We start from the raw sequence: 23,422 nt of genomic DNA, 5'->3' as shown, positions 1-23,422 counted from the left end.
CGGGCGAGGCCCGCGCAGCGGTGTGAGGCCGGCAGACGCAAGAAGAGTCGGCGATACGTCGGTGGGGGTGCCCTTGCTCGGAAAAGGGCACCCCCACCGACGTCGCGCTTGCTAGCCCGCGTCCTCGCCGTCGATGCCCAGGCCCGGGAGCAGGCCGGGGAGCAGGGGCGGGAGGGTGACGTCCGGTTGGGTGCTGGGAGGCGTGGTCGTCGGGTCGGTGCTGCCGTCGTCGTTCGGCGGGTCGAGCAGGCCTCCGGTGTTGCCGCCGAGCAGGCCGTCGTCCCCGGTGGTTCCGGAGGTGGACGACTTGCTGGGGCTGCTGCCGGTGCTGCCCGCCCCGGTGGACGGGCCCTTGCCCGCGCCGGTGCCGGGGGCGGTCGAGCGGCTGCTCTCCGAGGCGCCGGTGGACGCCGAGCCGGAGCCGTGACGGGCGCCGCCGCCCTGTGCCGGGCGTTGCGGGAGCAGGGACTGCAGCGGGGCGACCTCTTCGTCTATGGCTTCGAAGACCGACGAGACCTGCTGGCTGACGTCGCCGAGCTGGACCGGCAGGCGGTCGCGCAGGGCGCCCCAGGCCTCGCGGTGCGAGCGGGTGAACGCGTCGAGGGCCTGGATGGGGCCCAGGGAGCCCGGGTCGCGTTGGTACGCCTCGTGGAGGAGGCGGTGGCCCTCCGTCGCGTCGTGCTGTACGCCGTTCAGGGCGCGGCGGATCTCGCCGAGGGACTCGTGGTCGAGGTCGCCGCTGCGGCCCCGTTCCATGAGCCGGCGGGCTTCGCTGAGCCGGGTGGAGGCCTGGTCGAGGTAGGTGCGACCGCGTTCGTCGTCACCTTCGGCCAGGTAGTTGAGCTTGAAGTCCTCGATGCCGCGCTTCAGCCCGTAGAGCCCGTCGCCGGGGAGGGCGTCGGAGCTCGCCGCGGCGACTCCGCCGAAGGCTCCGGCCGCGACGCCGACGCTGAGGCCGCCCGCGGTGAGGCCCTTGGCGAGGCGGGAACGGGGGCGGAACTTGCCCAGGGGGCCGGCCCGGTGTGTGCCTTTCGCCCGGTGGGAGCGTTGCTCCGGCACCGAGGGGTCCGTCGCTTCGCCTCCGGCGGTGCCCGCCTGCAGCATGGCCTCCATCGCGGCGACCAACTGGGCCCGCTGGACGACCTTGACCTGGGGGTCGAGTTCCGGCTTGGGCAGCTCGGCGAGACTCGTGGCGAGGGCCAGGAGATGGCCCTGCTCGGTCTGGTCCGCAGCGGCCGGCGCCGGCGGTGATCCTTCGGTCTGCTCGGCCGCCGTGCTCTGGTCGGACTGCTCCTCCAGGGCCTGGGCGAAGGCGTTCGCCCGCCGGTGTGCCGATACGTTCGCGATCACAGGCGGCACCTCCTCTCGTCATGACGGTCGACTCCCCGGGGGTCCTGAGGGTTGCACGCCCCCGGCCGGTTCCACACGATCGAGTGATCCGGGTCGGCCAGGAGGTGACCACAGGGAGCCTGTATCCCGCACAACGACTGGCGCGGCACTTGGGTTACGGACGGCGGATGAACGGATCGGGAAGTCAACGGACTTTCACTGAAAGTGAGTTGGGGATTGCCGACAGTAGGCTGCGGACGGGTCCGGTCAGCGGGCGTCTTCGGGCAGGAGCCGGGCGAGGGTGCGGACGGCCCGGTACTGCAGGGTTTTGATGGCGCCCTCGTTCTTGCCCATCACGCGGGCGGTCTCGGCGACGGACAGGCCCTGCAGGAACCGGAGTGTCACGCACTCCTGCTGCTGGGGGTTGAGCCGGCGCACCGCGTCCAGGAGCGCGGCGTTGGAGAGGGACTCCAGGACGGAGTCCTCGGGGGAGCGCTCGACCTCGTTGGCGTCGAGCATCTCGCCGGTGGTCACTTCCAGCCGGAATCGGCTGGACTTGAAGTGGTCGGCGACGAGGTTGCGGGCGATGGTGACGAGCCAGGCGCCGAAGTCGCGGCCCTGCCAGGTGAACGTCCCGATGCGGCGCAGGGCGCGCAGGAACGTCTCGCTGGTGAGGTCCTCGGCTGTCGCCTTGCCGCCCACCCGGTAGTAGATGTAGCGGTACACGGTGTCGCTGTACTGGTCGTACAGGCGCCCGAAGGCGTCGGCCTCGCCGGCCTGTGCGCGTTCGACGAGGTCCATCATCCGGGCGCTGTCGCTGTCGGCGGCCGGTCGGCGGGTGCTGGTGGGCCCGCCGGTCGAGCGTCCTCTTCTGCCGACCGCGGCGCTGCCTTCCGCCAGTGCGTAGCACGGGCCCGCCGGAGCGGCGGTGGCGAAGGCGGGGACGGCGTACGCGGTGGGGACGAAGCCGCGCAACAGGTCCTGGACCGTAGCGACCGTTGCGCGCAGCGTAGCCAGGCCCGAGGTGTCAACCCCGACGTGTGGGTACACGGGACTCCCAGAGGCAGAGCTTCCATCACGTGCAGTGCGGAACCGTTCACCCGTCGTAGCGACAGGAGGGGTACCGGATTGCGTCTGAGGAGAATAACGCTTCGTGCAGGCCCTGCTACACCGAGTTGCTCAAATCATCGATTACGTCGCTTCTGTGGCCTATTGGCGCTCGATCAAGTCGCCTAGGGTGAGCGATTGGTGATCGAAAAGGTTCGAGTTTCGTGTCGGTCCCGGGCGGGTTGTGGCTGTGCGCGGACAACGGGACTGGATGGGGGGTTACGGGGGTACCACCGTCGGATCGGCCGGGTTTGCTCGTGGGTGTGGAGTGTTGTCGGGCGGCATGACGAAGCGGCCGGACGATTGTCGTACCGTCTCGGCCGCTCTTCGTGTCTCTCGTGGTCTGCCGACGTCCTGTGTCTCTCCCGGCCGCCCGGCGTCTCTCCCGCGCCCCCGGTGCGGTCGCGCTACCGCCGTCGCCGGTGCAGTGCGATCGCCGCCGCGGTGCCGCCCGCGACCGCGCCCACGCCCGCCGCCGCCGGGATGCCGACCTTCGCCGCCTTGCGGCCCGTGCGGTAGTCGCGCAGGCGCCAGTCGAGATTGTGGGCGTGCCTGCGCAGCTTGGCGTCGGGGTTGATGGCGTAGGGGTGGCCGACCAGGGAGAGCATCGGGATGTCGTTGTGGGAGTCGCTGTACGCCGCGCAGCGCGACAGGTCCAGGTTCTCCGCCGCGGCCAGCGCGCGCACCGCCTCCGCCTTCGCGGGCCCGTGCAGGGGCTCGCCCACCAGCTTGCCCGTGTAGACGCCGTCGACCGACTCCGCGACCGTGCCCAGCGCGCCGGTGAGGCCGAGGCGGCGGGCGATCACCTGGGCGATCTCCACGGGGGCCGCCGTCACCAGCCACACCTTCTGGCCGGCGTCCAGGTGCGCCTGGGCGAGGGCGCGGGTGCCCGGCCAGATGCGCTCGGCCATGTACTCGTCGTAGATCTCCTCGCCGATCGACATCAGCTCGGAGACGCGGTGGCCCTGCACGATGGACAGCGCGGAGTCGCGGGCCTCCTGCATGTGCTCGGGGTCCTCGACCCCGGCCAGCCGGAACCACGCCTGCTGCCAGGCGAAGCGGACCAGGTCGCGGGTCTCGAAGAACTTCCGCTTGTACAGGCCGCGCCCGAAGTGGAAGAGCGCGGCGCCCTGCATGACGGTGTTGTCGAGGTCGAAGAAGGCGGCGGCCATCGCGTCGCCGTGCACCGGGAACTGCGGTTCCCAGCCGGAAGTGTCCAGGGTGTCCTGGGAGTCCACGGCTTCCTGTGTGGACTTGCGGGCTGCCTCCGCCGAGGCCTCGCCTGCCAACACGCTCCGCGCCGTGGCGGAGCGCCTACGGGGAGTGAGCCATCCTAGAGCGGCCATGGCGTGAGCATAGCCAGTCTGTTCGGTGGTTCCGGATCCGAGAGGTACGAAGGGTGTGAACTCTCCGCGGCCCTGCCGTTAAGGAAGCGGGAGAATGGCGATATGAGTCCCCTCTTTCGACGTAAGGCCGACCCGGGCGAGAGGTCCGTCACCCTCATCCGCAAGTCCGGCTGCCATTTGTGCGACGACGCGGAACGCGTGATCGAAAAGGTCTGCGGGGAGCTCGGCGTGCCCTGGGAGCAGAAGGACATCGCCGACGACCGGGCCCTGTACGACCAGTACTGGGAGCAGATTCCGGTCGTCCTGGTGGACGGGAGGCAGCACACCTTCTGGCGGGTGGACGAGGGCCGGCTGCGCCGGGAACTGGCCGGATGACGGAACTGACCGAGCAGTACAAGGCCATGTCGAACGTCGCTTAGGATCGATGGCGGTTCGGTCTCGGGGGCGGGATTCACGAGGAGAGTGGCGGTTTTGCCCCCTGGAATGACGCGCGTGACCCCGGTCACGTTGGCCGGGCAAATCGGACACCATCTTTGTGCACGCGTTCACAAAGACATAGCCTGCTGTCGACGGGGCGGTCTGGGAACGTGTGACCGCCTGCAGCCCCGCTCTACCCGCAGGAGCACCGTGGCAACTGGCCGAACTCACCGACCGGCGACCCGTAGCCGAGGGATTCCCGAGGCCACCGTCGCCCGGCTTCCGCTGTACCTCCGCGCGCTGACCGCACTGTCGGAGCGCTCGGTGCCCACGGTCTCCTCCGAGGAGCTCGCGGCCGCGGCGGGGGTCAACTCCGCCAAGCTGCGCAAGGACTTCTCCTACCTGGGCTCCTACGGAACCCGGGGCGTCGGCTACGACGTCGAGTATCTCGTCTACCAGATCTCCCGTGAGCTCGGGCTCACCCAGGACTGGCCGGTAGTGATCGTCGGCATCGGAAACCTCGGCGCGGCGCTGGCCAACTACGGCGGATTCGCCTCACGCGGCTTCCGGGTCGCGGCGCTCATCGACGCCGATCCCGCGATGGCCGGGAAGCAGGTCGCCGGGATCGCCGTGCAGCACAGCGACGGCCTGGAGAAGATCATCTCCGACAACGGCGTGTCCATCGGCGTGATCACCACCCCGCCGTCCGTCGCCCAGCAGGTCTGCGACCGGCTCGTGGCCGCCGGGGTCACCTCCATCCTGAACTTCGCGCCGACCGTGCTGTCCGTGCCCGACGGCGTCGACGTGCGCAAGGTCGACCTCTCCATCGAGCTGCAGATCCTCGCCTTCCACGAGCAGCGCAAGGCCGGCGAGGAGGCCGCGCTGAACGAGGCGGCCCTCGCCGCGCCCGTCGGCCGCGGCGACTCCACCGACCAGGGACCCGACGGGGACGTGCCCGCCGTGATGCCGGCATGAGTCTCCTCGTCGTCGGACTGAGCCACCGCAGCGCCCCGGTGAGCGTGCTCGAGCGCGCCTCGCTGTCCACGGACGCCCAGTTCAAGCTGTTGCAGGACACGGTCGCGGCCGAACCGGCCGCCGAGGCCGCCGTCCTCGCCACCTGCAACCGGATCGAGCTGTACGCCGACGTGGACAAGTTCCACGCGGGCGTCGCCGAGCTGTCCACGCTGCTCGCCCAGCACAGCGGGGTCGGCCTGGAGGAGCTCACTCCCTATCTCTACGTGCACTACGAGGACCGCGCCGTCCACCACTTCTTCTCGGTGGCCTGCGGGCTGGACTCGATGGTCGTCGGCGAGGGCCAGATCCTCGGGCAGATCAAGGACTCGCTGGCCCGGGCGCAGGAACTGCACACCGCCGGACGGCTGCTGAACGACCTGTTCCAGCAGGCCCTGCGGGTCGGCAAACGCGCCCACTCCGAGACCGGCATCGACCGCGCCGGGCAGTCCCTGGTCACCTTCGGCCTGGAGCAGCTCGCCACGGGCGAGGACGTGCGGGACTGGGCGCGGGGCAAGCGGGCGCTCGTCATCGGCGCCGGGTCCATGTCGTCGCTGGCCGCGGCCACCCTGGCGCGCGCCGGGATCTCCGAGGTCGTCGTCGCCAACCGCACCCTCGACCGCGCCGAGCGGCTCGCGCAGATACTCGCCGAGGCCGACGGCACGGACGTGTCGGCCCGCGCGGTACCGATGGAATCGGTGCCGGCCGAGCTGACACGTGCCGACGTGGCCGTCTCCTGTACCGGGGCGACGGGCCTGGTCCTGACGGCGGAGGCGGTCGCGGCGGCCGTCGAGGGCCGCACCGGCGCCGCCGTCGCCTTCGACGAGGAGACCGCGGCCACGGACACGGACGTACGGCCGCTGCCGCCCACCTCCGTGGGCGCCGACGCGAACTGCCCGCTGGACCTGGCAGCCGTCCAGCAGGCCCCCGTGCCGCAGACCGGCTTCTCCGTGATGGGGGAGGCCGCCGTCGCCGGCATGGACGCGGCCACGCTGGAGCAGCACGCGGCCTGGGTCGACAACGCGACCGTGGACCGGCGCGTCGGCTCGCGCCGCAGCCCCGAGACGGACGCCGAGCTGATCGTCGCGCTCGCCGCGACCGCCGCCGCCGTCGGCCGCATCCCCGAGCGCCGCAGGCCCGAGCAGGTCGCCACGCCCGTCCGGCCGCAGCCCGCGCTCTTCCTGCTCGACCTCGCGATGCCGCGGGACGTCGACGCGGCCGTGCACCGGCTGGCCGGAGTGCGCCTGGTGGACATCGAGTCGCTCTCGGAGGCCTCCGCCGACGCTCCGATGGCCGCCGACGTCGACGAGGTGCGGCGGATCGTCGCCGACGAGGTCGCCGCCTTCGGCGCCGCGCAGCGGGCCGCGCACATCACCCCGACCGTGGTCGCCCTGCGCGCCATGGCCGCCGACGTCGTGGCCGGCGAGATCGCGCGGCTCGACGGACGGCTGCCCGGCCTGGACGACAAGCACCGCGCCGAGATCACGCAGACCGTGAAGCGCGTCGTCGACAAGCTGCTGCACGCGCCGACCGTACGGGTCAAGCAGCTCGCGGCGGAGCCCGGCGGCGCCGGGTACGCGGACGCGCTGCGGACCCTGTTCGACCTCGACCAGGAGACGGTGGCCGCCGTGTCCCGGGCCGAGGACAGCACCGAGAAGAACGCAGAGAACCGAGGGCCGGCATGAGCGGCATGAGTACGAAGGCACTGAGACTGGGGACGAGGCGCAGCAAGCTCGCCATGGCCCAGTCCGGGCAGGTCGCGGACGCCGTGAGCCAGGTGACCGGACGGCCCGTGGAACTCGTCGAGATCACCACCTACGGCGACGTCTCCCGCGAGCACCTCGCACAGATCGGCGGCACGGGAGTCTTCGTGACCGCGCTGCGCGACGCGCTGGCCAAGGGCGAGGTCGACTTCGCGGTTCACTCGCTGAAGGACCTGCCGACCACGCAGCCCGAGGACCTGGTCCTGGCCGCCATACCGGTGCGCGAGGACCCCCGCGACGTGATCGTCGCCCGGGACGCGCTGAAGTTCACCGACCTGCCGCGCGGGGCGCGCATCGGCACGGGCTCGCCGCGCCGCATGGCCCAGCTGAACGCGTACGCACGCGCCCACGGGCTGGACATCGAGACCGTGCCGATCCGCGGGAACGTCGACACCCGGATCCGGTACGTGCACGACGGCGAGCTGGACGCGGTGGTGCTGGCCGCGGCCGGCCTCAGCCGCATCGGCCGCATCGACGAGGTCACCGACTTCCTGTCGATAGACACGGTTCTGCCCGCTCCCGGCCAGGGAGCACTGGCGATCGAATGCGCCGCGGACAACGCGGACCTCGTCGCCGCGCTCGGTGAGCTCGACGACCCGTTCACGCGGGTCGCCGTGACCGCCGAACGGTCACTGCTCGCCGCCCTGGAAGCCGGCTGCAGCGCCCCTGTGGGCGCGCTGGCCGACTTGCTGGCCGACGGGCAGATTGTCAAGGAAATGCGCCTGCGGGGCGTCGTCGGCACGACCGACGGCTCTCGCACGGTGCAGCTGTCCACCACCGGTCCCGTGCCCGAGACGCACGACCGGGCAATGGCGCTCGGTCGCGAACTCGCCGCCGAGATGCTTGCCCAGGGCGCGGCCGGTCTGATGGGGGAGCGAGCGCAGTGAGCCCCACCACCCTTCCCGCCGCCGGTCCTGAACACGGGCACGTCACCTTCCTGGGTGCCGGACCCGGGGATCCGGGACTGCTGACTCTGCGCGCCGTGGAGGCGCTGGCGCACGCGGACGTCCTCGTCGCCGAGCACGAGGTGCTCGACGTCGTGCGGACGCACGCCAGGCCCGGCGTCACCGTCGTGAACGCGGAAGCAGGTCCTTCGTCGGACCCTCTTCCGGGCACGGGCACGCCGTTCCCGACGGTCGTTGACGGCACGTCAACAACCGCTGAGGCACCCGCTGTGCGCGATGCCGCACATCTTGTCATGGAGGCCGCGCGGGGCGGCAGGCGGGTCGTCCGTGCGGTGTCCGGGGACCCGGGACTCGATGCGTACGCGGCGGAGGAAATGCTCGCGTGCGCTGCCGCCGGTGTGCCCTTCGAGGTGGTCCCGGGCGTCGCGGCCGCCGTCGGCGTGCCCGCGTACGCCGGGGTGCCGCTGCGCGACGCCCAGGGCGCGGACGTGCGGTTCGTCGACGCGCGGACGGCCTCGGACCGCTGCTGGACCGAGGTCGGCGCGTCCGACGGGACGGTCGTGGTGTCGACGACCCTGGACTCCGTGGCCTCGGCCGCGGGCGAGCTGGTGTCGGCGGGCCGCAAGCCCGACACCCCGATGACGGTCACGGTCGCCGGCACGACGACGCGGCAGCGGACCTGGACGGCGACCCTCGGCACCATCGCGCAGACCCTCAAGCAGGCGAAGGTGCTGCCCTCGCCCGAGGGCGGCCGGCCGGTGATAGTCGTGGTCGGCGAGCGTTCCGCCCCCGCCCAGCGCGACCAGCTGGCGTGGTTCGAGTCCAAGCCGCTGTTCGGCTGGAAGGTGCTCGTGCCGCGCACGAAGGAGCAGGCGGCGTCGCTCTCCGACCAGCTGCGGTCCTACGGGGCCGTGCCGCACGAGGTGCCGACGATCGCCGTCGAGCCGCCGCGCACGCCCCAGCAGATGGAGCGCGCGGTCAAGGGCCTGGTGACGGGCCGCTACGAGTGGATCGCCTTCACGTCCGTCAACGCGGTCAAGGCGGTGCGGGAGAAGTTCGAGGAGTACGGGCTCGACGCGCGCGCCTTCGCCGGCATCAAGGTGGCCGCGGTCGGCGAGCAGACGGCGAAGGCGCTCATCGCCTTCGGCGTGAAGCCGGACCTGGTGCCGAGCGGCGAGCAGAGCGCCGCCGGGCTGCTGGAGGACTGGCCGCCCTACGACCCCGTCTTCGACCCGATCGACCGGGTGTTCCTGCCGCGGGCCGACATCGCCACCGAGACCCTGGTCGCCGGGCTCATCGAGCTGGGCTGGGAGGTCGACGACGTCACCGCCTACCGGACCGTGCGGGCCTCGCCGCCGCCGGCCGAGACACGGGAGGCGATCAAGGGCGGCGGGTTCGACGCCGTGCTCTTCACGTCGTCGTCCACGGTGCGCAACCTGGTGGGCATCGCCGGCAAGCCGCACAACGTGACGGTGATCGCCTGCATCGGTCCGGCCACCGCGAAGACCGCGGAGGAGCACGGGCTCCGCGTCGACGTCATGGCCCCCGAGCCGTCCGTGCACAAGCTGGCCGAGGCGCTGGCGGACTTCGGCCTGCGGCGCCGGGCCGCGGCGCAGGAGGCCGGCGACCCGGTGACCCGGCCGAGCGAGCGGAGGCCGGGGGCGCGGCGCAGGCGAGCCACGTGAGGCGAGGCGGAGCGCTCCTCGGGGGGCGCTCCGCCCGCTGATCCCGGGCGGGGCCCCGCGCAGGCGGCCCGACCGAGTACAGGAGGCCCCGCACCCTTCGACCGGGTGCGGGGCCTCGCGGTCTCTCCGGGCCCGTACTCCGGGCGCGTCCGCAGGCGGGAGCGGCTGTTCACGCGCGTACGTCTGCGCTGCGCGCTCCCCGGGCCTCCGCACGGGTTGCGGTCGGCCCGCTTCACGCTGCCTCAAGCCCGCCCGAGGACAGCCGGGTCCGGAGCGCTGGGCCCGGACCCGGGCGGGGGGCCGGTCGGTCTACTTGACGTAGACCAGACCGTCGGTGGTGACGGTCGGGCGTCCGCTGGTGCCCACGATCACGATCTTGACCGTGTGCTTGGCGCTGCCGGTCCAGGTCCTGGTCCAGATCGCCTGGCGGTAGAGCGCGGTGGCGGACCTCAGGTCCACGGTCGCGGCCTTGGCGCCGTCGACGTAGACGTACGCCTGGCCGGAGGTGGAGGCGCGGGAGACCACCCAGGAGGCGGAACGGCCCGTGAAGGTCCAGGTGAGGGCTGCGCCCTTGGAGCCGCTGGAGTAGGACTTGCCGCCGAGGTAGCTCGTGGAGGAGCGCGCGGTCCAGCTGCCGGACTTGACGGCGGAGGTTTCCTGCAGGATCACCGGGGTGGCGGAGACCGAGGCGGCGCGGTAGTTGCCCGCGTAGTCGTAGGCCCGCAGGGACCAGGTGGTCGCGGTGCCGGGCTTGGCGGTACGGCCGGAGCCGGTGACGGTCGGGCCGAAGGTCGCGGCGGTGGGCGACAGCAGCTGCACGGAGCGCAGGGCCTTGTCGTCGGTGGCCTTCCAGCCCAGCGTGACCGGCACGGCGGTGGCGCTGACCGTGCCCGTCCGCAGGGAGAGGTTCGGGGCGGTGGTGAACGCCGGGAGCGTCGTGTCCGCGACGACGTTCAGCGCCGCGGTCGTGGTGGTCCGCCCGGACTGGTGGACCGCCCGGACGGCGACGGTGTGGCTGCCCAGGGCCAGGGTGGCGCTCGCCGAGGTGGCCGTCCCGGTCGCGGTGGCGGTCGCCTTGCCGTCGACCAGCAGCTCGAACTTCGAGATCAGCGAACCGGGTGTGGTCGCCGTCCACTTCACGGTGACGGCGCCCCTGGTGTAGTACGTCGAGCCCGACGGGCTCGCGCCGGCCACCGACGTGATCTTCAGGCCCTGCACCGGGCCGGCCGCCAGGGCGCGGACGGCCGGCAGCTGGTCGTAGAGGAGGCCGCCGGGGCACTGCGTGTTGTAGCCGTCGCGGTGACCGGATATCCGGTTGAAGGTGTACGGGCTGCCCGAGGTGAAGCTCTTGCCGAAGAAGTTCGTCTGGGTGGCGCCCGCCGTGAGCTGGGTGCTTCCGGACGGGTCGGCGCCGTACTGGCCGAGCTTCCATGCCGCGAGGCGGGCGATGGAGGTGAGCGCGGCGGTGGTCGCGGTCGTCTGGGTGTAGTCGCCGATCACGGCGACGGCCGCGGACTCCCGGTTCCAGCCGTAGGTGTGGGCGCCGAACACGGGCAGGCCGACGCCGCCCTTGCGGCCCTCGAAGAGGGTCCCGCACTTGTCGACCAGGAAGTTGTAGCCGATGTCCTTCCAGCCGCTGACCTGCACGTGATACGCGTAGATGCTGCGGATGATCGAGGGCGACTGGTCACAGGTGTAGTCGTTGGCGCCGTCCGTGTGGTGCACGAACATCACCTTGACGTCCTTGTTGTACTCCGGTGCGTCGGGGCTGATCGACTCGTCGGCGCCCCAGACGGCGCGCGAGCGGATCGGCGGCTCGGGCACGGTGGACGGTGGCGCGGTGGGCGCGGGTGTGGCGGTGGGCGTCGGACTCGTCGTCGGGGGCGCGGCGCTCGTGGAGGCCGGTCCGGTGGCCGTCGGCGGGGTGTCCGTCGGTGAGGCGGAGACGGAGTCGGTGGCGGTGGGTTCGGTGGTGACCGTGTCGGGCGGCGAGGCCGAGGCGGGGTCGGTGGGCTCACCGGTCGGGGCGGAGGGGTCGGCGGACGGGGAGTCGGTCGCACCGGGGCTCGGGTCCGTGACGAACCCCGCGGGCTCGGCGCCGGTCATCGTCTCGGCATCGGTCACCACGCCCGGGTCGACCAGGCTGACCTGCAGCCCCTTGGGCAGCGCGGCGGTCGTGCCGTTCTTGCGGACGACCTGCACCTGTACGCCGTCGGACGGGCCGACCCAGGCCGGCTCGGACGCGCCGCGCACCTTGGGGCCCGGTTCGTCCAGCGGGTCGACGTCCAGCTCGAGGTCGTGCCAGGCGCTCCACTCGCCGGTCGCGACGCTGCGGGTGCGCACCTGTGCGGTGCCGACGAGTCTCCTGGCGCCTCCGGTCCAGGTCACGCCGAGCAGCGAGAACTCCTCGGTGTCGGTGCGCGCCAGTTCCCGGCGGTCGGCCGAGGCGCCCTTCAGGGCGAGGTCGTAGACCTTCACCGGCCGCTTGGGCCGGGTGCCCTGATCGGCGGACGGGCTGGCGACGGCGTAGGTGACCACGCCCCCGCCGCCCAGGACCACCGCACCCAGCGTCAACCAGGCCCGCCTCTTCATGCTCAGCGGTCTGTACGCACGCGTTCCACGTCGACGTCGATTCACGACGAAGCCCACCCCTGAAAGTCACAACACCGGTTTCGGAGGGCACACCTGACGTACAGATGGCCCATACACAGAGCGGAGGGCGGCTCGAAACCGTCACACCGGCGGGGATCTTGGTGACCTGGTTCACCGGCCGACGGCGAGGCCTCGGGCCGACGGGGCGTCGGCAAAGGCGCTGCCGGGGCGGGCGTAGCGTAGGGCGCATGACGAAGTACGGATCCTTCCCCGGTACGCGTCCCCGGCGGCTGCGCACCACTCCCGTCATGCGGCGCATGGTCGCGGAGACCCGGCTGCACCCCGCGGACTTCATCCTGCCCGCGTTCGTGCGGGAGGGCGTCAGCGAGCCGGTGCCGATCAAGGCGATGCCCGGGGTCGTGCAGCACACCCGCGACAGTCTGAAGAAGGCCGCGCTGGAGGCCGTGCAGGCCGGGGTCTCCGGGATCATGCTCTTCGGCGTGCCGGAGGAGGCCAAGAAGGACGCTCTGGGGACGCCCGGGACCGATCCGGACGGGATCCTGCAGGTCGCCATCCGGGACGTGCGCGCCGAGGTCGGGGACGACCTGCTGGTCATGTCCGACCTGTGCCTGGACGAGACGACCGATCACGGGCACTGCGGTGTGCTGGACGAGGAAGGGCGCGTCGACAACGACGCCACCCTGGAGCGGTACGCCGAGATGGCGCAGGTCCAGGCCGACGCCGGGGCCCATGTGGTGGGGCCCAGCGGGATGATGGACGGGCAGATCGGGGTCATCCGCGACGCGCTCGACCAGATCGGGCGGGAGGACGTCGCGATCCTCGCCTACACGGCCAAGTACTCCTCCGCCTTCTACGGGCCCTTCCGGGAGGCCGTCGGGTCCTCGCTCAAGGGCGACCGCAAGACCTACCAGCAGGACCCGGCCAACCTCCGTGAGTCGATGCGCGAGCTCGCGCTCGACCTGGAGGAGGGCGCGGACATGGTCATGGTCAAGCCGGCCGGCCCCTACCTCGACATCCTGGCGCGCGTCGCCGACGCCGTGGACGTGCCGGTCGCCGCGTACCAGATCTCCGGCGAGTACTCGATGATCGAGGCCGCCGCCGAGAAGGGCTGGGTCGAGCGCGACCGGGCGATCTTCGAGACGCTGACCGGCATCAAGCGGGCCGGGGCGCGCAACATCCTCACCTACTGGGCCACCGAGGCAGCTCAGAAGCTGCGGTCGTAGCCGGTCCGCGCGAACGCGGGGCGTCCGGGGCGGAGCCGGTCACGGTGCTGGAGCCGGACGGGCCCTCGTCGCGCAGACCCTGGCCGTCGTGGCACCCGGTGAGGGCGAGCCCCGCGGCGGCGGTCAGCGCGGCGGCGAGCAGACGGGCTCTACGCCGGGGACCGCGCCGGGCACGGCGGGTGGGGGGAGTGGAGCGTGTGGGCATGGGGCAAGCCTGTGCCGTGCGGCCCCCGACCTTCCACAGCGGCCGCGAAAGTCGGGACGCTGATCCGGTCCCATAGGGTCTGACCTGCGGAAACGAAGATGCCGTGGGACGCGATATGGGACGCCGACGGCCCGGGGCGCCGCTCCTGGGACGGCGGTCCACATGCCGAAAAGGCCGGTGTAGACACCATCCATGTCTCTAGGGTGCGGCCATGACGCTCGCATCCGCATCCGCGCCCAGGCCCGCATCCGGGCCCGCCGCCGCATCCGGGCCCGCCGCCGCATCCGGGCCCGCATCCGCCTTCGGGCCCGCATCCGCCTTCGGGCCCGCATCCGCCTTCGGGTCCGCATCCGCACCGGCTGCCGTGCCTCCGCCGCTCGCCGCCCGCGCCCGGTCGGTCGGGGGCTCGCCCGTGCGGGACATCCTCGCCGTCACCGCCCGCCCCGAGGTGATCAACTTCGCGGGCGGGCTCCCCGCACCCGAGCTGTTCGACCGCGAGGGCGTGGCCGCCGCGTTCCGGCACGTGCTGGAGGAGGCCCCGGCCCAGGCCCTGCAGTACTCCACGACCGAGGGCGAGCCGGGGCTGCGGGAGCGGCTGGCCGCGCGGACGACGGCCCGCGGACTGCCCACGGCCGCCGACGACCTCATCGTCACCACGGGTTCCCAGCAGGCGCTGTCCCTGCTGGCGGCCGCTCTTCTCGACCCCGGCGACACCGTCCTCGTCGAGGCCCCCTGCTACCTGGCCGCGCTGCAGGTCTTCGGCCTGGCGGGCGCGCGGATCCTTCCCGTGCCCGGCGATGCCGACGGCCCGGACCCGGAGGCGCTCGCGCGCCTGGTGGTCCGGGAGCGGCCCAAGCTCCTGTACACCGTCCCCACCTTCCAGAACCCGACCGGACGTACGCTTCCCGCCGAGCGGCGCGCCGCCGTCGCGGCCGTCGCCGCCCGGCACGGGCTGTGGATCGTCGAGGACGACCCCTACGGCGAACTGCGCTACGAGGGCGAGCGCCTGCCCTGGATCGCCGCCCACCCCGGGGCCGGCGACCGGACGGTGCTGCTCGGTTCCTTCTCCAAGGTCATGGCTCCCGGCATACGGCTCGGCTGGCTGCGGGCTCCCGCCCGGTTGCGGCGGGCCTGCGCCGTCGCCAAGCAGGCGGCCGACCTGCACACGCCGACCGTCAACCAGCTCGCCGCGGCCCGCTACCTCGCCGTCGAGGACCTCGACGCGCACGTGGCGCGGGTGGCGGCCGTCTACCGGGAGCGACGGGACGCCATGCTGGCGGGGCTGGGGGAGGCACTGCCGGAGGGGTCGGTGTGGAACCGGCCCGAGGGCGGCATGTTCCTCTGGGCCCGCCTCCCCGAGTCCTACGACACCACGGCCCTGCTTCCGCAGGTCGTCGCACGGGACGTGGCGTACGTCCCCGGCGCGCCCTTCTACGCCGGCGACCCCGACCGCTCGACGCTGCGGCTGTGCTTCGTGACGCAGACGCCGCAGGAGATCGGGGAGGGGCTGCGCAGGCTGCGGCGGGGGCTCACGGGGTGAGGGGAGAACGCGGCCTCGCGGACTCGGTCAGTCCCACCAGAAGCACCACGTGTGCTCGCCGATGAGCTGCTCGGCGTAGGCCGCCAGGTCCCCCGGGCCCTGCAGGACGTTGTCCGGGCAGAACGCGAAGTGCTCCGCGGCCACGGCCGTCGCCTCGGCGGACGTGGCGGGCGGGGCGGCGACGGAGAGCACGAGCACGTCGAAGCCGAGTCCGACGACCCGTATGCCGAAGCGGTCCTCCCAGGAACGCAGGACCGCGCACAGCCGGGCGGTGTCGTTCTCGTGGTTGGCCGGGCCCGTCCAGCCGAGGGCCGCGGGGACGTCCGCGCTGCGGCGCGCCGGGACCAGGGCGAGGTGCGGGGCGGCGAACCAGGAACGGGTCCCGTCGGCCAGGGAGTCGGCGACCTGCGCGGCGCGCGCGTCCGGATCGGAGGCGAGGGTGAGTCCGCCGGCCAGACCGGGCCACTCCTCACCGGTCGCCGCGCACTCCTCCCAGTACTCCACGAGGACGTCCTCGGCGTCGTGATCGCCCGGGTACGACATCTGCGCGGGCATCAACTCCCATGCCCCGGGGCCGCCTTGGGGCCCGCCCAGGTCGACGAGCACGGCAAGGAGCCCCGCCCGTCCCGAAGTTCCCCCGAGCGCGCTCCAGTTGCCCGGCGCGGCCGGACGCTGCGCATGCCACAGCAACGGCTCGTGCCACGGCCCCTCGTCGGTGGTGTCGATCAGCCTTCCGGGCGGGAGTTGCAGCCCGAGGGAACGCCCACTCGGGTCGGACGCGAGCTTGGGCAGCGGGTTGGGAAGAGTCGCCATGCCGGTGACTGTACGGCCAGGCACTGACAACGCACCGCGCCCTCAAGCCGATCACCGGATCGGCCCCGGCGGGCCCGTCGGGCTCGGTTCAGGCGTCCGGCCCGCTGGGCTGGTCGAGCCGGGTCCGGCTCGCTGCACTGGCCGCGTTCTGGGACTACAACGGCCTGCCCTTCTGCTGAGCCCGGCGAAGGACGCGGCCCGTCCTCTCCCGCCTGCGGGGGAGAGGACGGGCCGCGCACGTCCTGCGGGTGTCCGGGGCGCTCAGAGCCGCTCGGGCGTCCTGATGCCGAGCAGCGCCATGCCCTTGTGCAGGGTCCGCGCCGTCACGTCGCACAGGAACAGGCGGTTCTCCACCTGCTGCGGCGTCTCGGCCTTCAGTACCGGGCACTTGTCGTAGAACGACGTGTACAGCGAGGCCAGCTGGTACAGGTAGCCGGCCAGCTTGTGCGGCGCGTACTCCGCCCCGGCCTCCGCCACCGTCTCCGCGAAGGCGTCCACGTGCAGGCCCAACGCCCGCTCGGCCGCGGCCAGTTCGAGCTCCGGGTGGGCGCAGGGGCGCACCTCCCCGGCCTTGCGCAGGATCGACCGGATACGGGCGTACGCGTACTGGAGATAGACCGAGGTGTCGCCGTTCAGCGAGACCATCTGGTCCAGGTCGAACTTGTAGTCCCGGTTCGCCGACGTCGACAGGTCCGCGTACTTCACCGCACCGACGCCCACCTGGGCGCCCCGCTCGGCGATCTCCTCCTCGGACAGGTCCTGCGCCTTCTCCCGTACGACGGCGGACGCGCGGTCGATCGCCTCGTCCAGCAGGTCCACCAGCCGTACGGTCTCGCCCGCACGCGTCTTGAACGGCTTGCCGTCCTTGCCGAGGACCGTGCCGAAGGCCAACTGGTGCGCCTTGACGTCCTCGTTCAGCCAGCCGGCCCTGCGCGCGGTCTCGAAGACCATCTTGAAGTGCAGCGACTGACGGGCGTCGACGACGTAGAGGAGCGTGTCCGCCTTGATGTTGAAGACGCGGTCACGGATCGCCGACAGGTCGGTCGCCGCGTAGCCGTAGCCGCCGTCCGACTTCTGCACGATCAGCGGGACCGGGTTGCCGTCCGGGCCCTTGACGTCCTCGAAGAACACGCACAGCGCGCCCTCCGAGCGGACCGCCACGCCCGACTCCTCCAGCAGCCGGCAGGTCTCCGCCAGCATGTCGTTGTAGCCCGACTCGCCGACGATGTCCTCGTCGCGGATCTCCATGTCCAGCTTCTCGAAGACGGAGAAGAAGTAGATCTTCGACTCGTCGACGAACTTCTGCCAGATGGCGAGCGTGTGCGGGTCGCCGGCCTGGAGGTCGACCACCCGGCGGCGGGCCCTCGTCTTGAACTCCTCGTCGGAGTCGAACAGCTTGCGGGCCGTCTTGTAGAGGCGGTCGAGGTTCGACATCGCCTCCTCGCCGCTGACCCGGGACTCCTTGTGGTCCAGCTCGTGCGGGTGCTCGTCCAGGTACTGGATGAGCATGCCGAACTGGGTGCCCCAGTCGCCGATGTGGTGGCGGCGGACCACGTTCTCGCCGGTGAACTCCAGGATCTGCACCGTCGCGTCGCCGATGACCGCCGACCGCAGATGGCCGACGTGCATCTCCTTCGCCACGTTCGGCTGGGCGTAGTCGATGACCGTCGTGCCCGGCTGCGGGGAGTGGGGCACGCCGAGGCGCTCCGGGTCCGCGTACCGCGCCGCGAGGTTCTCGGTGATCGCCCTGTCGGTGAGCGTGACGTTCAGGAAGCCGGGGCCCGAGACCTCGATCTCCTTGATCACGTCACCGGTCACCACGTTCGCCACGACCTGCGTCGCCAGCTCCCGCGGGTTCGCCTTCGCCTTCTTGGCGAGCGCGAGGATGCCGTTGGCCTGGAAGTCGGCCCGGTCGCTTCGTCGCAGCAGCGGGTCCGCGGAGGCCTCCGGCAGGGTGGCGGAGATGGCGGACGCCAGGTGCTGTTCGACGGAGCGACTGAGGGAGGTGACCGAGGCCATAGGAGTGGGTGCCGTTCTCCTCGTGGATTGGTTGGACACGGCCAGTATCCCATGGGGGGTAAAGCGGTTTTCGCCCGCGCGGGGTGGTCTGGGAGTATGGAGACTCCCATCAAAGGCTCCAGAACCAAGAGGACGTGCCGATCGTGGCTCAGAGCACCGAGACCACCGACTGGGTCTCCCGTTTCGCGGATGAGGTCATCGAGGAGTCGGAGCGTCGGGCCCCGGGCAAACCTGTGGTCGTCGCGTCCGGACTCTCCCCCTCCGGCCCCATCCACCTCGGCAACCTCCGCGAGGTCATGACCCCGCACCTCGTCGCCGACGAGATCCGCCGCCGCGGCCGCCAGGTCCGCCACCTGATCTCCTGGGACGACTACGACCGCTACCGCAAGGTGCCGGCCGGCATCGCCGGGGTCGACGAGTCCTGGGCCGAGCACATCGGCAAGCCGCTGACGTCCGTCCCGGCGCCGCAGGGCTCGGCCCACCCGAACTGGGCGGAGCACTTCAAGGCCGCGATGACCGAGTCGCTGGCCGAGCTCGGCGTGGAGTTCGACGGGATCAGCCAGACCGCGCAGTACACCTCCGGCGTCTACCGCGAGCAGATCCTGCACGCCGTCCGGCACCGCGGTGACATCGACGCGATCCTCGACCAGTACCGCACCAAGAAGGCCCCGGCGAAGAAGCAGCAGCAGAAGCCCGTCGACGAGGCCGAACTGGAGGCCGCCGAGGGCTCCGGCGCGGCGAGCGAGGACGACGGCTCCTCCGGCGGCGCCGGCTACTTCCCGTACAAGCCCTACTGCGGCAACTGCGAGAAGGACCTGACCACGGTCACCTCGTACGTCGACGACACCACCGAGCTGTCCTACGCCTGCACCGCCTGCGGCTTCGCCGAGACCGTGCGGCTCAACGAGTTCAACCGCGGCAAGCTGGTCTGGAAGGTCGACTGGCCGATGCGCTGGGCCTACGAGGGCGTCGTCTTCGAGCCCTCCGGCGTCGACCACTCGTCCCCCGGATCGAGCTTCCAGGTCGGCGGCCAGATCGTCGGCATCTTCGGCGGCGAGCAGCCCATCGGGCCGATGTACGCGTTCGTCGGCATCAGCGGCATGGCCAAGATGTCCTCCTCCAAGGGCGGGGTGCCCACCCCGGGCGACGCGCTGAAGATCATGGAGCCGCAGATCCTGCGCTGGCTCTACGCCCGCCGCCGCCCCAACCAGTCCTTCAAGATCGCCTTCGACCAGGAGATCCAGCGGCTCTACGACGAGTGGGACAAGCTGGACGCCAAGGTCGCCGACGGCTCCGCCCTGCCGGCGGACATCGCCGCGCACTCGCGTGCGGTGCGCACGGCGGGCGGCGAGCTGCCGCGCACTCCGCGGCCGCTGCCGTACCGGACGCTGGCCTCCGTCGCCGACATCACCGCCGGCCACCAGGACCAGGCGCTGCGGATCCTGAGCGAGCTGGACCCCGAGAACCCGATCGGGGCCCTGGACGAGGCCCGGCCGCGCTTCGACAAGGCCGAGGCGTGGATCAACCGCCACGTCCCCGCCGACCAGCGCACCATCGTGCGCGAGGAGCCGGACGCCGAGCTGCTGAAGTCGCTCGACGAGGCGTCCCAGCAGTCCCTGCGGCTGCTGCTCGACGGGCTCGCCGACCACTGGTCGCTGGACGGGCTGACGCATCTGGTCTACGGCGTCCCGAAGGTGCAGGCCGGGTTCTCCGCCGACGCCACGCCCAAGGAGCTGCCGCCGGAGATCAAGACCGCCCAGCGGACGTTCTTCGCGCTGCTCTACCACCTGCTCGTCGGCCGTGACACCGGCCCGCGGCTGCCCACGCTGCTGCTGGCGGTGGGCCAGGAGCGGGTGCGGGCCCTGCTCGGGGAGTAGCCCGGGTCGGACGACGGAAGGGGGCGCCCGGTGTTCAGCACCGGGCGCCCCCTTCCGGGTCGACGAGCCTCGTGGCGGCGGCCGTCCGCCGGACAGTCCTACGCGATGTGGTCGTCCTGCAGCTCCGCCGTGTGGCGGTTGGTGAAACGGTTGACCATGCGGTCGGCCTCACGCTGCGGGAGCGTGACGCCGTACGTGGCCTCCACGTCGTTCCTGAGCTGGCCCGAGGTCGGGTAGCTGCCGTCGATCGACTTCTTGAAGACCAGGTAGTAGTCCTCCTCGGTCGGCTCCGGACTGCCGCCGCCCTCACCGAGCTCGCGGCTGCGGCCCGGGACCACCGGGATGGGGAACGAACCCGTCTCCTCCGGAGAGGGCTCCTGCGCCGGGGGCTCCTCCTGGTACTGGTCCGCGTACTGCTCGGCCTGCTGCTGCTCCTCGTACCACTGGGCGTACTGCTCCGAGGGGTCGTAGGTGGGGTCGTAGCCGCCCTGGTACTGCACCTCGTGCGGGGACTGGAACCAGGGGCTCTGGTCGTCCTCGGGAGGCGGCTCCGCCTGCCGGGCCTGCTGCCGGACCTGCGACTGCTGCTGCACCGGCAGGCCCTGCTGCGGCCGCCGCTGGTGCGGCACCGGGCCCGCCGCCAGCTCCTGCAGCTCCTGCTGGGCCGCGAGAGCCTGCCCCTGGGGCCGGTCCTGAGGCGACTGCGCCTGCGTCGGCATCGGGGGCAGCAGGGCCGGTTCTATGCCCGCGGCCGCCAGGCCCGCCGGGGCCGTCTCCGCCAGCGGGACGCCGTAACGGGCCAGCCGAAGCGGCATCAGGGACTCCACCGGAGCCTTGCGGCGCCAGGCGCGGCCGAAGCGGGAACGCAGCCTCGCCTGGTAGACGAGACGTTCCTGCTCCAGCTTGATCACCTGGTCGTAGGAGCGCAGTTCCCACAGTTTCATCCGGCGCCAGAGCAGGAAGGTGGGCACCGGGGAGAGCAGCCAGCGCGTCAGGCGCACGCCCTCCATGTGCTTGTCCGCCGTGATGTCCGCGATCCGGCCGATCGCGTGCCGGGCCGCCTCGACGGACACCACGAACAGGATCGGGATCACCGCGTGCATGCCCGTGCCCAGCGGGTCCGGCCAGGCAGCCGCGCCGTTGAAGGCGATCGTCGCCGCCGTCAGCAGCCACGCCGTCTGGCGCAGCAGCGGGAAGGGGATGCGGATCCACGTCAGCAGCAGATCCAGGGCCAGCAGGACGCAGATGCCCGCGTCGATGCCGATCGGGAACACATACGAGAAGTTCCCGAAGCCCTTCTCGAGGGCCAGCTCACGGACGGCCGCGTACGAACCGGCGAAGCCGATGCCGGCGATGATCACGGCGCCGGTCACGACCACGCCGATGAGAACGCGGTGCATCCGGGTCAGCTGTATTGGCGCGGCCACCCGTACTCCCCTCCCCTTGCGTGTTCTTGCGCGCAACAGGGTGGCACATGTGTGCGGTGCACGTGGTGCCGGACTGTCAGCGCTTGGCGGAGGCGGACGCCTTCGGAGCGGCCGCGTCCGCCTTGGAGGCCGACGCCGACGGAGCCGCCGACGACGACGTGGAGGGCGTCGCCCTCGCCGTCGACGAGGGGGACTTCGAGGGGGCGGGGCCGTTGTCCGAGGTGTCCGAACTTCCCTTGCCGCCCTCGCCGTTGGCCGAGCGGATCGCGTCCACGGCCTCCTTGGCGGCCTTCTCCGCGGACTTCGTCAGAGCGTCCGCGCTCGGCGCCTTGTCACCGGCCAGGCCGGCGCCGTTGTAGTCCAGCGTGACGACGACGTTCTCCACTCGCGCCACGACCGTCTGCTGCTTGAACGCGCCTTCCGACTTCTTCAGGTCGTACCGGACCAGCGTCGCCTCGTCGCCCGTCGCGGCGACCGGCGTCGCCTTGGTGTTCTTCGCGCCCGACACCGCCTGGGCGTCCTTGACCTGCTTCGCGTAGTACGTCTTCGCCTGCGACTCGCCGTCGCCCGTCGTCGCGTCCGACTCGAAACGCAGCAGCGACACGTTCAGCCAGCGGAACTGCGAGCCCTTCACACCGTTGTTGGCCAGGCTCGACCAGGAGCAGCTCGCCCGCGCACCGGTGTCGCTGGACGTGCCCTCCTTGCCGGAGCCCGCCCCCTTCGGCACCAGCTCGGTCAGCGTCTTCTTCGTCACCACCGCACACGCCTCCGGCAGCTTCTGGTACGCCGCGGCCTGCACGGTCGGCGCGGCGCTCGCCGCCGAGTCCGCGCCCGAGCCGCTGGAGGCGCTGGTGTCCTTCGCGTCGTCACCGGAGCCGGAGCCGGAGTCCGAGGAGCAGCCCGCGGCGATCAGCATCACCGGGACGGTCACCGCCGCGGCGAGGAGGCGGTTCAGCCCTCCGGCACGCCTCGCTCGCTCGTCACGCTGCTCACGCTGGTCAAACTGGCCGTCTCGCTGGGCTCGTCGCTGCATGGTTCCTTCACTCATGACGCTCGTGGTTCCTGCGGTCGGATCGGGTCCGAGGGGCCACGGTACGCGGTGAAGAAGCTGTGCGGTTCCGCTTCGAAGCCTTCGCGGACCGGGCACGGACCAGGCCGAAGTGGCCTCAGCCGGACAGGGAGTCGACCAGTTGCGCGGCCAGTTTCCGGGCCTTGTCCTGCATTTCCTTGCTGTCCGGCACCACGCCGACCGTCGCAGGCTGCTCCTCGTACTCGATGGTCACAATGACGTTCGACGTGAGGAACGCCACAGTCACCGTGCGCTGCTTGGCCGTCGAACCGGAACTGCTGAGCGCGTCGTCGACGAACGCCTCGTCGCCCAGGTCGTCCAGCAGACGGGGCTGGAGCTCGGCGGGGGGAACGGTGGACGAAGCCGCGGCCGAAGGAGAGGAAGAGGGGGTGGCGGAGGGGGAGAGGGACGCCGGCCCGGACCCCGTCGCCGAGGGGCTCGCGCTCGTGGAGGGGGAGGCGGATCCGGTGGCCGACCCGGTCGTCCCGGAGGGGACCGGCACCGGGAGGTCGGCCGCCGTCACCTTCCTGGCGAAGAGCGCCTCGGCCTGCGCGTCGTCGCTCACCGCGTTGTCGTAGGAGACGACCCGCTCGAAGTCGACGAGGAGATGGTCGGTGGCGTCCGCCGACTCCACCTTCCAACGGCAGCCCACCTTGCGGTCCGTGTCGTACGTCAGCGTCGCGTCGCCCGCGTACGCCGTCTCGCGCTGCGTCTCGTCGGCGAGCTGTTTGACGCCGGGGAGGAGGGAGTCGAGCGTGGAGCGGTTCACCACGCCGCACGCCTCCGGCAGCGTGGTGTACCTGCCGGGCTCCGCGGCCGAGGTGGCCGTGCCGGCGTCGCCGGGGTTGGAGTTGTCCGTGGGACCGCCGTCGTCGGAGCCGCCGGTGCAGCCGGCCAGCAGCGCCGCGAGGAGCGCCACGACGCCGGGTACGTACGCCTTCCGCTGCACGGTCGGCTCCTCTCGACGGTTCGCCTCAAGTTCGTCGGGCCGGTGTCCGTGCTGGTTATTCGCTTGCCGGACGGGGGCGGCCCCTGCAGACAATGTGTATCGCACGCGACACCGTGGATGCCGG

Annotated in this window: 17 protein-coding genes; 8 read left to right on the top strand and 9 right to left on the bottom strand. The window is 71.9% G+C overall.

Annotation, left to right across the window (positions count from 1 at the left end; all coding sequences use genetic code 11):
* Positions 1-111 precede the first annotated feature (111 nt).
* The 3 genes from ACZ7DE_RS04770 to ACZ7DE_RS04760 form a co-directional block, all read right to left on the bottom strand.
* Positions 112-1,350, bottom strand: coding sequence for a DUF5667 domain-containing protein (locus ACZ7DE_RS04770; protein ID WP_470757865.1), 1,239 nt, complete (start codon positions 1,348-1,350; stop codon positions 112-114).
* Between the two features lie 246 nt (positions 1,351-1,596).
* A complete protein-coding gene (locus tag ACZ7DE_RS04765) occupies positions 1,597-2,379 on the bottom strand; it encodes an ECF subfamily RNA polymerase sigma factor, BldN family (RefSeq protein WP_470757863.1) in 783 nt (260 codons plus the stop codon).
* Positions 2,380-2,843: 464 nt separating this feature from the next.
* Positions 2,844-3,782 carry an HAD family hydrolase gene (locus ACZ7DE_RS04760; RefSeq protein WP_470757861.1) on the bottom strand — a complete coding sequence of 313 codons (939 nt, stop codon included), beginning with the start codon at positions 3,780-3,782 and terminating at the stop codon, positions 2,844-2,846.
* A gap of 102 nt (positions 3,783-3,884) precedes the next feature.
* Here ACZ7DE_RS04760 and ACZ7DE_RS04755 point away from each other — a divergent pair, with 102 nt between their 5' ends.
* The 5 genes from ACZ7DE_RS04755 to ACZ7DE_RS04735 all read left to right on the top strand — a co-directional run bounded on the left by ACZ7DE_RS04755 (position 3,885) and on the right by ACZ7DE_RS04735 (position 9,563).
* Positions 3,885-4,157 (top strand): glutaredoxin family protein, encoded by a 273-nt coding sequence (locus tag ACZ7DE_RS04755; RefSeq protein ID WP_470757859.1) that lies wholly within the window; start codon positions 3,885-3,887, stop codon positions 4,155-4,157.
* A 252-nt stretch (positions 4,158-4,409) separates the two neighbouring features.
* Complete coding sequence (locus ACZ7DE_RS04750; protein ID WP_470757857.1) at positions 4,410-5,174, top strand: redox-sensing transcriptional repressor Rex; 765 nt, start codon at positions 4,410-4,412, stop codon at positions 5,172-5,174.
* Positions 5,171-6,895, top strand: a complete 1,725-nt coding sequence (locus ACZ7DE_RS04745) for a glutamyl-tRNA reductase (protein ID WP_470757855.1) — start codon at positions 5,171-5,173, stop codon at positions 6,893-6,895. The genes ACZ7DE_RS04750 and ACZ7DE_RS04745 overlap by 4 nt, the downstream gene beginning before the upstream one ends.
* 5 nt (positions 6,896-6,900) lie before the next feature.
* Positions 6,901-7,860, top strand: coding sequence for a hydroxymethylbilane synthase (gene hemC / locus ACZ7DE_RS04740; protein WP_470757853.1), 960 nt, complete (start codon positions 6,901-6,903; stop codon positions 7,858-7,860).
* Entirely contained in the window at positions 7,857-9,563 is a 1,707-nt protein-coding gene (locus tag ACZ7DE_RS04735; protein WP_470757851.1) for a bifunctional uroporphyrinogen-III C-methyltransferase/uroporphyrinogen-III synthase, read from the top strand. The genes hemC and ACZ7DE_RS04735 overlap by 4 nt, the downstream gene beginning before the upstream one ends.
* Positions 9,564-9,872: 309 nt before the next feature.
* Here ACZ7DE_RS04735 and ACZ7DE_RS04730 read toward each other — a convergent pair whose 3' ends face one another.
* The gene (locus tag ACZ7DE_RS04730) at positions 9,873-12,155 is read right to left on the bottom strand and encodes a peptidoglycan recognition protein family protein (protein WP_470757849.1); all 2,283 of its coding nucleotides are present in this window, start codon (positions 12,153-12,155) and stop codon (positions 9,873-9,875) included.
* Positions 12,156-12,403: 248 nt separating this feature from the next.
* Between ACZ7DE_RS04730 and hemB the strand changes: the two genes are divergently transcribed.
* Both hemB and ACZ7DE_RS04720 read left to right on the top strand, forming a co-directional pair.
* Complete coding sequence (gene hemB / locus ACZ7DE_RS04725) at positions 12,404-13,399, top strand: porphobilinogen synthase (RefSeq protein WP_470757847.1); 996 nt, start codon at positions 12,404-12,406, stop codon at positions 13,397-13,399.
* A gap of 569 nt (positions 13,400-13,968) precedes the next feature.
* Positions 13,969-15,144 (top strand): aminotransferase-like domain-containing protein, encoded by a 1,176-nt coding sequence (locus tag ACZ7DE_RS04720; protein WP_470757845.1) that lies wholly within the window; start codon positions 13,969-13,971, stop codon positions 15,142-15,144.
* A gap of 27 nt (positions 15,145-15,171) precedes the next feature.
* Here the strand turns inward: ACZ7DE_RS04720 and ACZ7DE_RS04715 are convergent, their stop codons facing one another.
* On the bottom strand, positions 15,172-15,957 hold the full coding sequence (locus ACZ7DE_RS04715) for a DUF4253 domain-containing protein (protein ID WP_470757843.1): 786 nt from the start codon (positions 15,955-15,957) through the stop codon (positions 15,172-15,174).
* 261 nt (positions 15,958-16,218) lie between these two features.
* Positions 16,219-17,976 (bottom strand): arginine--tRNA ligase, encoded by a 1,758-nt coding sequence (argS, locus tag ACZ7DE_RS04710; RefSeq protein WP_470757842.1) that lies wholly within the window; start codon positions 17,974-17,976, stop codon positions 16,219-16,221.
* Between the two features lie 134 nt (positions 17,977-18,110).
* Between argS and lysS the strand changes: the two genes are divergently transcribed.
* Entirely contained in the window at positions 18,111-19,853 is a 1,743-nt protein-coding gene (lysS, locus tag ACZ7DE_RS04705; RefSeq protein ID WP_470757840.1) for a lysine--tRNA ligase, read from the top strand.
* Between the two features lie 98 nt (positions 19,854-19,951).
* On the opposite strand, the gene ACZ7DE_RS04700 is transcribed toward lysS, so the two are convergent.
* The 3 genes from ACZ7DE_RS04700 to ACZ7DE_RS04690 form a co-directional block, all read right to left on the bottom strand.
* Positions 19,952-21,280 carry a DUF2637 domain-containing protein gene (locus ACZ7DE_RS04700; protein WP_470757838.1) on the bottom strand — a complete coding sequence of 443 codons (1,329 nt, stop codon included), beginning with the start codon at positions 21,278-21,280 and terminating at the stop codon, positions 19,952-19,954.
* A gap of 76 nt (positions 21,281-21,356) precedes the next feature.
* Positions 21,357-22,328, bottom strand: coding sequence for a DUF3558 domain-containing protein (locus tag ACZ7DE_RS04695; RefSeq protein ID WP_470757837.1), 972 nt, complete (start codon positions 22,326-22,328; stop codon positions 21,357-21,359).
* 118 nt (positions 22,329-22,446) lie between these two features.
* Positions 22,447-23,298: a DUF3558 domain-containing protein gene (locus ACZ7DE_RS04690; protein WP_470757835.1), complete on the bottom strand. Its 852-nt coding sequence runs from the start codon at positions 23,296-23,298 to the stop codon at positions 22,447-22,449.
* Positions 23,299-23,422 lie beyond the last annotated feature (124 nt).

The sequence above is a fragment of the Streptomyces sp. NPDC037083 genome, assembly GCF_055606485.1.
Note: the sequence above shows the minus strand (reverse complement) of the source record. Positions and strands in the feature narration are given on the sequence as shown.